7 protein-coding genes and 1 pseudogene are annotated in these 10,676 nt (G+C 68.7%); 7 read left to right on the top strand and 1 reads right to left on the bottom strand.

Going from position 1 to position 10,676, the window contains the following annotated elements:
• Positions 1-941 precede the first annotated feature (941 nt).
• Together ABH933_RS38530 and ABH933_RS38525 are read left to right on the top strand one after the other, a co-directional pair.
• Positions 942-1,758 (top strand): annotated as a pseudogene (locus ABH933_RS38530) (cytosine permease); the annotation flags it as partial.
• Between the two features lie 92 nt (positions 1,759-1,850).
• Entirely contained in the window at positions 1,851-2,552 is a 702-nt protein-coding gene (locus ABH933_RS38525) for a cutinase family protein (RefSeq protein ID WP_429419540.1), read from the top strand.
• 27 nt (positions 2,553-2,579) lie between these two features.
• Here ABH933_RS38525 and ABH933_RS38520 read toward each other — a convergent pair whose 3' ends face one another.
• Entirely contained in the window at positions 2,580-3,491 is a 912-nt protein-coding gene (locus ABH933_RS38520) for a cutinase family protein (protein ID WP_429419542.1), read from the bottom strand.
• Between the two features lie 247 nt (positions 3,492-3,738).
• On the opposite strand from ABH933_RS38520, the gene ABH933_RS38515 reads away from it, so the two are divergent.
• The 5 genes from ABH933_RS38515 (at position 3,739) to ABH933_RS38495 (ending at position 10,465) form a co-directional block, all read left to right on the top strand.
• Entirely contained in the window at positions 3,739-5,340 is a 1,602-nt protein-coding gene (locus ABH933_RS38515) for a GMC family oxidoreductase (protein WP_429419544.1), read from the top strand.
• A 214-nt stretch (positions 5,341-5,554) separates the two neighbouring features.
• Positions 5,555-6,520 carry a glycoside hydrolase family 43 protein gene (locus ABH933_RS38510; RefSeq protein WP_429419546.1) on the top strand — a complete coding sequence of 322 codons (966 nt, stop codon included), beginning with the start codon at positions 5,555-5,557 and terminating at the stop codon, positions 6,518-6,520.
• Positions 6,521-6,893: 373 nt separating this feature from the next.
• Positions 6,894-8,318: an amino acid permease gene (locus tag ABH933_RS38505; RefSeq protein ID WP_429419548.1), complete on the top strand. Its 1,425-nt coding sequence runs from the start codon at positions 6,894-6,896 to the stop codon at positions 8,316-8,318.
• 40 nt (positions 8,319-8,358) lie between these two features.
• Positions 8,359-9,942: a histidine ammonia-lyase gene (gene hutH, locus ABH933_RS38500; RefSeq protein WP_429419550.1), complete on the top strand. Its 1,584-nt coding sequence runs from the start codon at positions 8,359-8,361 to the stop codon at positions 9,940-9,942.
• Positions 9,943-10,069: 127 nt separating this feature from the next.
• Positions 10,070-10,465: a PPOX class F420-dependent oxidoreductase gene (locus tag ABH933_RS38495; RefSeq protein WP_429419552.1), complete on the top strand. Its 396-nt coding sequence runs from the start codon at positions 10,070-10,072 to the stop codon at positions 10,463-10,465.
• Positions 10,466-10,676: the final 211 nt, after the last annotated feature.

The following is a 10,676-nucleotide window of genomic DNA, read 5'->3' as shown; positions in this document are numbered from 1 at the left end:
CTCCGACGACCAACTGGCAGCACGGCTGTGCGGTGAAATGGACTGGTGCCCAACAACTGTGGCTGGTACCTCGTTTCCGGTCCGGCACGCCGGAGTCGGTGTCCCCGGTGTCACGGCGTCGGAATTCTCGACGATCGTGGCCGAGGTCGGCATGGGCGGCGTGGGGCCTCTCGACCATCCGGCCAGCAACCAAACTGCGCTCATCTCAGGAAAGGTCCTGGACTGCAATGCCTTTAGGGCGGGTGACAAGGGCCGATCCGAGGCTCGGTCGAAGCGCGTACGGACAGGGCGCCCACCATGCCTCGCTCCCGAAGTCGGCGCGCGGGACGACCGGCACACCGCCCGCGCGAGGCGAGGCGCTTCATGGTGCCGATCACGGGCGGATCACGACGTTAAATCTAATTCCGTTGTGCCGTCGGCTATTTCGATCATCACGCTCATATCACTCCGGGCTCGCGTACGGTGCCCGGAATTCCGGCATCGTCCACAGCGGGATCTCTGGATCGCAGGGCGCATCGCCGGTCGATCGGATTTCGGGTGGCGGTTCCGGCCGATCCCGCGACAGCCGTCAGCTCGTCCGGTCGAACTCCACCCGATTCGTTCTGCGGAACTCCATCCGATTCGTTCCGGCGAGCTTCGTTCGATTCGTTCCGCCGAGCGCGATCCGAACCGCGGAACTCGGATTCATATAACCGGGTGCGCGCCCGCGGCGTGAAATTCGATGAGGGGTGCTCGGCCGCCGAGCCCGCCGACTTCGTTGATCGTCCTAGCCGAGAGGAGCGTCGATGACGCATTGCTACGGAACTCTCGGAGCGGTCGGCTTCCGCCCGTCCACAGCAAGGACCATTCAATGCTCGTTGACCCAGCCACGGCCACGCAGCGGACCGCGTTCGCGCCGGTACCGCAGCCCGCCGGCGAGCCTCCCATCAGTCCGCGGCTCTTACAACGCCGACCTGGCGCCGACCAGGACTCAGGGACGACGATGGAGCGGCTACAGCATCTTCACCTGTGGGCCAGCGACGTCCACAGCCTCGGCAACTACGGTTTCGCGCTCGGCCTGTCCACGCTCGGCTGGATCACGTTCGGCGCGCTCTGGCTGGTGCAGATCATCCTGTTCACCATGACGGCGCTCGCCGTCTGGGTGCTCATGCGCGCCCACGGGTCGATCGCCTGGTCGACCCCGGCCCACCTGACCGGTGGCGCGATGTGGCGGGAAATCTTGGCCGGGGCGGCCCTGTGGGTATCCGTCTATTCGACGTTCGTGCTCAATTTCTGCGATTTCACCCGGGCCTGCCGGACGCGCCGCTCGATCGATATCGTGCACGCCATCCCGAATACCGCACTGCTGGTCGCCGCGTCGCTGGCATTGCTGATCCTGACCATCGCGGTGAATCTGATGGCCAACTTCGTCGCCCCGATCTACGCGCTGACCAACCTCTTTCCCGAAAGGCTGAACTTCGCCCGCGCGGGTCTGGTCAGTGCTGTCATCGGCGTGGTGATTTAAAGCTGTATACCGAGTCCGCCGACGCCGCCTACCACTATCGCCGCGGAGTGAACCCCCGCGCCATAGCGGCGTTCGTCCCGGCCGCCGCGCTCTCCCTGTTGTTCGCGTTCCTGCCGGCGCTGCGCGATGTGTCCGCGTTCGCGTGGTTCATCGGCGCCGGCCTGGGAGCGATCATCCATTACGCGCTGGCGGATCGCGGCGCGACGTTCGTAGACGTTTCGGGCGAATCGATCGCGGTCAAGAGCGTTCACTGATCGGGTGATCCGGGCGCGGTCCAGAATGGATCCGCGCCCGCCCCGAGCTGCGACTGCCGCCGACCATGCGGTCCGGCTATAGTATTGACACGATGATCGCACGCTACCTGGCGCGTCTGGTATGTGTTGCGGCCGTGGTGTTCGCACTCCCGGTCGGTACGCCCGCGTGGGCCGCGCCCCAGTGCTCGGACGTGGAGGTGGTCTTCGCCCGCGGTACGGCGGAGCCGCCGGGGTTCGGTGTCACCGGAATGTCGTTCCTCGCGGCGTTGCGCCTACTGGCCGGTACCAGATCGGTCGGAATGTATGCGGTGAACTACGCCGCGAGCAGTGATTTCAACAATCGTGTGCTGGTGCTGCGGACGGTCGTCGACGGCATCCGGGATACCCAGGCGCACATCGAGGCGGTGGCGGCGAACTGCCCGGGCACCCGGATCGTGCTCGGTGGATATTCGCAGGGTGCGGTGGTCGCGGGCTTCGCGACCCTGGATGGCGCCCCGGCCGGTGTGCCCCCGGCGTATGCGGCGGGTGTGCCCGCGCCGATGCCGCCCTGGGTGGCCGCTCATGTCGCGGCGGTGGTCCTGTTCGGCAAGCCCTCGGATCGATGGATGCGCGACGCGGGCGCGCCGCCCATCACCATCGGACCGCTGTACGCCGGGAAGACAGCCAACTACTGCATTCCCGGCGACACGATCTGCGACGGCGGACCCCTCGGTGAGCCCAACGCCCTGCACAGCCTCTACGCCGTCAACGGAATGACCGTCGACGGAGCAGGATTCGCGATCCGCCACCTCTGACCACCCGCGGCGGCCGGGCGTGGCAGCTCAGCCGTGCGCCTCGTCGATCAGCCGCTGGTGCAGCCAGGTCAGAGCGGTGTTGCCGCCGGGGTCGACCGCGTAGCGCGGGTAGCTCTGGTGGATACCCGACTTCAGGAAGTCGTCGACCTGCTTCTTGCGCTGGTTGTACTCCTGGGAGGTGATCTGGTTGTCCAGCAGGCCGACACCGCCCGCGGCGAGCGTGTCGTTGACCAGCGTGCCCACCTCCTGCTGATAGATGCCGAGCTTGGCCGGGTCGGGATTCGAGAGCTGGACGAGCAGCCCGCCGATGCGGCCGGCGAAGTCGCCGTTGGGCATCGAGCAGTACAGATCTCCGGTGGCGCAGAAGGTGTAGGTCCGGGGGCCGACCCAGCCGAAACCACCCACGCGCGGACCGCTGGCTCCGGCGCCCGCGACCGGCGGGCCGATCAGCTGATCGGTGGGGGAGCGGCGGGGATCGGCGATCAGGCCGACCAGCGCCACGCGATTCGCGGGGACGACGCCGAGGCCGGTGCCGATGGAGGATGCCACATCACCGGCGGCGTCCGCGCCCTGGCTGTAACCCAGCAGCGCGAATCGCGTTGCGCCGCAACGCTGAGCCATTGCGCCGATGATGCCGCGGGCGCGGTCGACGGCCTCCTGCTTGGAGCGCCCGTAGACGTCGCCCTCCCACGGGAACGCGGTGGCCGCGTAGGCGACGTAGTCCGTCCGCACGTTGCCCGGCAGATTGTTGGTGATGCTGCCGAGCATTCCCTTGCCCGGATCCTTGTCCGAGGTCTCCCAGGTGCCTGGAATCGCAATGACATCCAGGCTGGGGCACTCGGGTGGGGCGGCGTGTGCGGCGGATCTGACGCCGACCGGCAGTGCGGCCATCACTACGGCCGCCGCACTGGCGACGGTGGTCCTCCAACGAAAAAGCATGGGTACTCCGGGTGTTCACGGCCGAGGGTCGCCCGGCCCGCGTGCAGCTACGGTGCGAGTCTACGAGTGTAGATGGCGCGCCGGAGTAGCGCAGTGTTAGCCGATTACGCCGCAGCTCATCGCCACCGCGGTGCTCGTGATCCCGGGGCCGGAGTCGATTCCGGACCACTATCGCGGAATCCCGCCCGGCGTGCCACGAAATGGTTTATAACACGTTCTACTTCATGTGTAACCCTCGAGGATGGTCATGACTGAGGTCGCGGACTACATCGTCGTCGGCTCCGGCAGCGCCGGGGCCATCATCGCCCGCCGGCTGGCCGATGCCGGTGCCGCGGTGACGCTGCTCGAGGCGGGGCGGCGGGACAACACCCGCCTGGTCCGCAAGCCGGGAATGATCGGCCCGCTGCACAGTGTGCCGCAGTTGAAGCAGATAGTGGACTGGGGTCATTACACCGTCGAGCAGAAACATGCGCTCGGGCGCAAGGTTCCGATGACGCACGGCAAGGTCGTCGGCGGCTCCAGTTCGATCAACGGCATGGTGTTCGTGCGCGGCAACCGCAAGAATTTCGACGACTGGGCCGCCGAGGGCAACACCGGCTGGTCGTACGAGGAGGTCCTGCCCAGCTTCAAGAAGTTCGAGTCGTTCGAGGACGGCGGCAACGAATGGCGCGGCGGGGACGGCCCGATCAAGGTCATCCGCGCCCGCGATCTCACCCCCGCATCCGAGTCGTTCATCGAGGCGCTGGTGCAGGCCACGGGGGCGCGGCGCAACCCGGACTACAACGGCGCCGAGCAGGAGGGGGTCTCGATCTTCCAGCAGAGCAACAGCAATGGGCTGCGGTCGAGTACCGCGGTCGGATACCTCGACGACCGGCCCGTCAACCTGACCGTCCTGCCCAAGACCCAGGTCGCGCGGATCGTGATCGAGAAGGGCCGGGCCGTCGGGGTGGAGATCCTGACAGCGCGGGGCCGGGAGGTGCTGCGCGCGGCGCGGGAGGTGATCGTCAGCGCGGGGGCGTTCGGTTCGCCTCAGCTGCTGCAGCTTTCGGGCATCGGTCCGGCGGATCACCTGCGCGCGTTCGATATCGACGTCGTGGCGGATCTGCCGGTCGGGGACAACCTGCACGACCATCTGTTCGTGCCGATGAGCTTCGCGATGCCGACCGCGCTGCATCGGTCCTCGCCGGGACACTTCGCGAGCGCGCTGGTCCGGGAGACGTTGCGCAACAACAGCACCTGGCTCGCGCGCAGCGTGTTCGAGGTCGTTTCGTTCCTGCGCACGTCCCAGGCGGGGGACATCCCGGATCTCCAGTTGCACGTGCTGCCGTGGAGCTATCCCGGACCGAATCAGGACGCGCCGATCCGCCATGTCCCGGACCCGCGGTGCGCGCTGACTGTCATGTCCACCCTGATCTACCCGCGCAGCCGCGGCACCGTGCGCCTGCTCTCGGCCGACCCGGCCGCCGCCCCCGCGATCGACCCCAACTACCTGGACGAGCAGGTCGATGTGGACACCCTCGTCGAGGGCATGGAACTGATCCGGGAGATCATGGCCGCCGGCCCCATCGCGGGCGCCGTGGACACCGAGGTGCAGCCGGGTGCGCAGCATCGAACCCGCGCCGACCTGGCAAAAGAGGTGCCCAACCGCGCCACCACCGTGTATCACCCCGTCGGCACCTGCCGCATGGGCGTGGACGAGCGGGCTGTCGTGGACCCGACGCTGCGGGTGCGCGGCGTCGAGGGGCTCCGGGTGGCGGACGCGTCGATCATGCCGAGCATCGTCGGCGGCAACACCAACGCCACGACGATGATGATCGGCGAGCACGCCGCCGCGATGCTCCTGGGCTAGGCGTACCTCCGCATTCGCTCCGGCCATGCGCGGTCTATCGACGGCTTCGCCGACGCCGCCCATTCGGCGGGCGCGGGTTGCCATCGGGCAGGGCGGGTTCCGCCGACACACTCGGCGGGCATCGGATTCGCGTTTTCGATGGTCGCCGTGCGGCGCGATGCCCTAGAGTCCAGCGCGGGAGCCGACAACATGATCTGCGACGATGGGCAACGCGATGGCCGACAATGCAGCCGCCGATGGCGCGGGATCCGCTGGCACGTTTCGCAATCCGCTGAACCAGGGGCCGGATCCGTTCCTGACGTACTACGACGGGAACTACTATCTGTCCACCAGCCAGGGCGGCTCCCTGCAGATCTGGAAGGCCGCCTCGCTCGGCGATCTGGCGGCCGCGCAACCGAATACGGTGTGGACCGACACCACCCCGTCCCGCAATCAGGACATGTGGGCGCCGTGTTTCCGTCTGCTGGAAGGGAATTGGTACTTCTACTACACCGCCAGTGACGGCAGCAACGACGGTCATCGCATCTATGTACTGAAGTCCGCGGGCACCGATCCGCTGGGCCCCTACACGTTCGCCGGTCAGCTGGGGGCCGCGGACACCTGGGCGATCGATCCGGAGCTGTTGCAGCTCGACGGCAAGTACTACCTGATCTGGAGCGGCCCGAACAACCTGCTGCAGATCGCCCCGATGAGCGACCCGGTGACGATGTCCGGCGACGCGGTGTACCTGCCCTCGGCGGGCGGATGCCCGGAGGTGCGCGAGGCTCCCGCGACGATCCAGCGCAACGGCGTCACGTACCTGGTGTACTCCACCTGCGACACCGGCAAGCCGGACTATCAGCTGTGGATGCACACGCTCCCGTCCGGTGCGGACCCGCTGGTCCCGGGCAACTGGACCCAGTACCCCAGCGCCGTGTTCACCCGCAACGACCCGGCCGACGTCTTCGGTCCTGGCTCGAACGGATTCTTCCGGAGCCCCGACGGCACCGAGGACTGGATCGTCTACCACGGCAAGACCACCAGTGCGTACACGTACGACGGCCGCACCACGCGGGCGCAGAAGTTCACCTGGAACGCCGACGGCACCCCCGATTTCGGCCGCCCGCTGTCCCTGGACACCGACATCGCCCTGCCCTCGGGTGACCCGAAGGGCGCCACCGCCACCGCCGATCGGGCCTGAGCGCCGCGCTTCGGCGTACGCCGGGCATATCACCTAAAACCGCAGGTGTAGGATGTTACCGCCGATGGCGTCGGCGAGCCGCGCCGGCAAATCCGTCGCGTGCGCGCGCATGTCGGAGTCTCCGCTCGGGACTCGACGATACCCCCGTTGACGCGTCTCGCACGCCGTGATCGTGCGGTTCACCCGCAGCAAGTCGACGGAATCGTCGCGACCCACCGGCCAGCAGCCGCCCGGCCGGTTTGACTGTCGAGGACATGGTTGTATATACAGGCATAGACAACTTGTGAGGCGCGTCACCGCGGTAGCGGGGACCGACGCGAGAATCACCATCGATCGGTTCCCCGAGAACCGGCAAGTCCAGGAGGTAGCGCCCGTGAACGATGCCGTTCCCAGCGCATCAGGAACGACCAGGGCGTCGAAAGGTGGCGCGCTGCGCCGCGGGCTTTCGCCCCGGCACATCCGCTTCATCGCACTCGGCTCAGCCATCGGCACCGGACTCTTCTACGGGTCCTCCGACTCGATCCAGGCCGCCGGCCCCGCGGTGCTGATCGCCTACATGATCGGTGGCGCCGCGGTATTCCTCGTGCTGCGCGCGCTGGGGGAGATGGCGGTGAGCAACCCGGTGGCCGGGTCGTTCGGCGAATACGCCCGCGAGCACCTCGGGCCGCTGGCAGGCTTCACGACCGGCTGGACCTACGTCTTCGAGATGGTGATCGTCTGCCTGGCCGACGTGACCGCGTTCGGCGTGTACATGGGGCTGTGGTTCCCCGGTGTACCGCGCTGGATCTGGGTGCTGTCGGTGGTGCTCGTCGTGGGCGCGGTGAACCTGATCAGCGTGAAGGTCTACGGCGAACTCGAGTTCTGGTTCTCGCTGGTCAAGGTCGTCGCGATCATCGCGATGATCGTCGGCGGCGTGGCCATCCTGATCTTCGGCTTCGGTGCGCACAACGCGAGCACCGGTGTCAGCAACCTGTGGAACCACGGCTTCGCCCCGCACGGCATGGGCGGCGTCGTCGCCTCCCTGGCCGTGGTGATGTTCGCCTACGGCGGCACCGAGATCATCGGCGTCACCGCCGGTGAGGCCGAGGACCCGGCCAAGACCATCCCGCGCGCGGTCAACACCGTGCCGGTCCGCGTGATTCTGTTCTACGTCCTGACCCTCGCGGTGATCATGGCCATCAATCCCTGGACCACCATCGACTCGAACTCCAGCCCGTTCGTGGAGATCTTCCAGAAGCTCGGATTGCATTTCGCGGCAACGATTCTCAACCTGGTGCTGATCACCGCGGCGCTGTCCGCGATCAACAGCGACATCTTCGGCGCCGGCCGGATGCTGTTCGGAATGGCCGAGCGGCGCCAGGCCCCGGCCTCGATGCTCGAGACCACCCGCAACGGCGTCCCGTGGGTCACCGTCGCGGTCATCACCGCCGCGCTGCTGGTGGGCGTGCTGCTCAACTACCTGATCCCCGACCGGATCTTCGAGATCATCGCCGCGATCGCCACCTTCGCCACGATCTGGGTGTGGCTGATGATCCTGGTCGCCCAGGTCGCCTCCCGCCGGAAGATGACCGCCGAACAGCAGGCGGCGCTGAAGTTCCCGGTCCCGCTGTGGCCCTACGGTCCGATCGCGGCGATCGTGTTCATGGTCTTCATCTTCGGCGTGCTGGCCTGGTTCCCCGATACCCGCGTCGCCATCGTCGTCGGCGTCGCCTGGCTGGCGCTGCTCGCGGTCGGATACCGCATCTGGGTGCGTCCGCAGCTCGCCCCGGCCGCCGAACCGGTGTCGGTCTCGGCCTAGGCGCCACCCTTCCACCCGTACAACCCTGATTGGAGAGTTCATGACATCCCCCGCATCGACCACCGCAGCATCCGAGTCCACCGCCCCCGCCGACGTCGTAGTCGGTATCGGTGCGGTCGGCTTCGATGAGGTCGTCGCGGTCGCCCGTGACGGCGCCGCCGTCCGGATCTCGGACGACGCGCTGGCCGCGGTCGCCACGACCCGCACGCGGATCGAGGCGCTGGCCGCCGATCCGAAACCGGTGTACGGGGTGTCGACGGGCTTCGGCGCGCTGGCCACCCGCCACATTCCGCAGGAGCTGCGCGCCCAGCTGCAGCGCAGCCTGGTCCGCTCGCACGCCGCGGGATCCGGGCCCGAGGTCGAGCGGGAGGTCGTGCGGGCGCTGATGCTGCTGCGCCTGTCCACGCTGGCGACCGGTCGCACCGGCGTGCGGCCCGTGGTCGTGGAAACCTATGCGGCACTGCTCAATGCGGGCATCACCCCGGTGGTGTACGAGTACGGCAGCCTGGGCTGCTCGGGCGATCTGGCCCCGCTGGCGCACTGCGCGCTGGCCGTGATGGGCGAGGGCGCCGTGCGCGACGCCGCCGGTGAGCTGCGGACCACCGCCGAGGCGCTCGCCGCCGCCGGCATCACCCCGGTGGTGCTGGAGGAGAAGGAGGGCCTGGCGCTGATCAACGGCACCGACGGCATGCTGGGGCAGCTGGTGCTGGCGATCCACGACCTGCGCAAGCTGCTGCGGCTGGCCGATGTCACCGCCGCGATGAGCGTCGAGGCGCTGCTGGGTACCGACCGGGTCTTCGCCGCCGATCTGCAGGCGCTGCGGCCGCACCCGGGCCAGGCGGCCGCCGCGGCGAACATGACTCGCCTGCTGGCCGATTCGCCCATCGTGGCCAGCCACAACGACCCGACCTGCCCGATCGTGCAGGACGCGTACTCGCTGCGCTGCGCGCCCACGGTGGCCGGCGGCGCCCGCGATACCGTGGCGCACGCCGAGCAGGTCGCGGCGTGGGAACTCGCTGCGGCCGTGGACAATCCGGTGGTGACGCTGGACGGCCGCGTCGAGTCGAACGGCAACTTCCACGGCGCCCCGGTGGCCTACGTGCTGGACTTCCTGGCGATCGTCGTGGCCGACGTGGCCTCGATGAGCGAGCGGCGCACCGACCGCTTCCTGGACGTGGCCCGCAACCACGGCCTGCCGCCGTTCCTGGCCGACGACCCGGGCGTCGACAGCGGCCACATGATCGCCCAGTACACCCAGGCGGCGATCGTGTCCGAGCTCAAGCGGCTCGCGGCCCCGGCCAGCGTCGACTCGATCCCGTCCTCGGCGATGCAGGAGGACCACGTCTCGATGGGCTGGTCCGCGGCCCGCAAGCTGCGCCGCGCCATCGACGGCCTCACCCGGGTCCTGGCCATCGAGGCCCTTACCGCCGCCCGCGGCCTGGACCTGCGCGCCCCGCTGCAGCCCGCCCCGGCCACCGCCGCGGTGCGCGAGGTGATCCGCACCCGCGTCGAGGGCCCCGGCACCGACCGCTGGCTTGCCCCGGAGATCGGCGCCGTCGTCGAACTGGCCGCGACCGGTCGTCTCGCCGAGGCCGCGGAGGCGGTCGTCGGCCCGCTCGCCTGATAAAGCGCACTGGCTCGCCCCGTCCCGGACTTCTGGGGCGGGGCGAGTTGCGTCGGGTAGTGCGCCGCGCCGACACGACGATTCCTCAACGGTGGCCGCCGCCAGGACATCCCGCTACTGTTCAGCAGTGACCTTCACTTCTAATGAGCAGCAGTTTCTCGCCGAGGCCGGGATCGGCCGGCTGGCTACGGTCTCGCCCGACGGCGTCGTGCAGAACAACCCGACCAGCTTCCGGGTGAATGCCGACGGGACCATCGATATCGGTGGGATGCGGATGCAGAGCAGTCGCAAGTACCGGAATGTCGAGGCGGGTGGCCGGGTTTCGTTCGTCGTCGACGAGCAGGTGTCGGTCGATCCGTATGTCATTCGCGGCATCGAGGTGCGCGGCACGGCCGAGGCGCTGGAGGACCAGGAGCCGCCGTTCCCGCCCCAGGAGCGGTCGATCATTCGGATTCATCCCGAGCGGATCATCTCCTGGGGGATCGACGGCGGGTCGTTCGACTCCACCAGCCGTAAGCCCTGAGCGGTCGCCCTCCGGCGAGCTCCACGGCTTCAGGCCGTCGACGACCTACCCGACGCAGCGGAAGCCGTTGGGCGGGAACGACTGTGAAACAGGTCCGGGGGCCCCCCCCCCCGGGGGGGGGGGGGGGGGGGGCCGGGGGGGTGTGGGGGCCCCCCCCCCGGGGGGGGGGGGGGGCGCCGGGGGGGGGGGGGCGGCGCGGGGGGGGGGCGGG

Source organism: Nocardia sp. GP40 (assembly GCF_050434125.1).
Taxonomy (GTDB): Bacteria; Actinomycetota; Actinomycetes; order Mycobacteriales; family Mycobacteriaceae; genus Nocardia; species Nocardia albiluteola.
This window is presented reverse-complemented; position numbering and strand designations above follow the sequence as displayed.

What these genes read in the sequence shown, in the direction of transcription:
- ABH933_RS38525 (WP_429419540.1), top strand. Translation starts at nt 1,851, where the DNA reads ATGATCGCACGCTACCTGGCGCGTCTGGTATGTGTTGCGGCCGTGGTG.
- ABH933_RS38520 (WP_429419542.1), bottom strand. Translation starts at nt 3,491, where the DNA reads ATGCTTTTTCGTTGGAGGACCACCGTCGCCAGTGCGGCGGCCGTAGTG.
- ABH933_RS38515 (WP_429419544.1), top strand. Translation starts at nt 3,739, where the DNA reads ATGACTGAGGTCGCGGACTACATCGTCGTCGGCTCCGGCAGCGCCGGG.
- ABH933_RS38510 (WP_429419546.1), top strand. Translation starts at nt 5,555, where the DNA reads ATGGCCGACAATGCAGCCGCCGATGGCGCGGGATCCGCTGGCACGTTT.
- hutH (WP_429419550.1), top strand. Translation starts at nt 8,359, where the DNA reads ATGACATCCCCCGCATCGACCACCGCAGCATCCGAGTCCACCGCCCCC.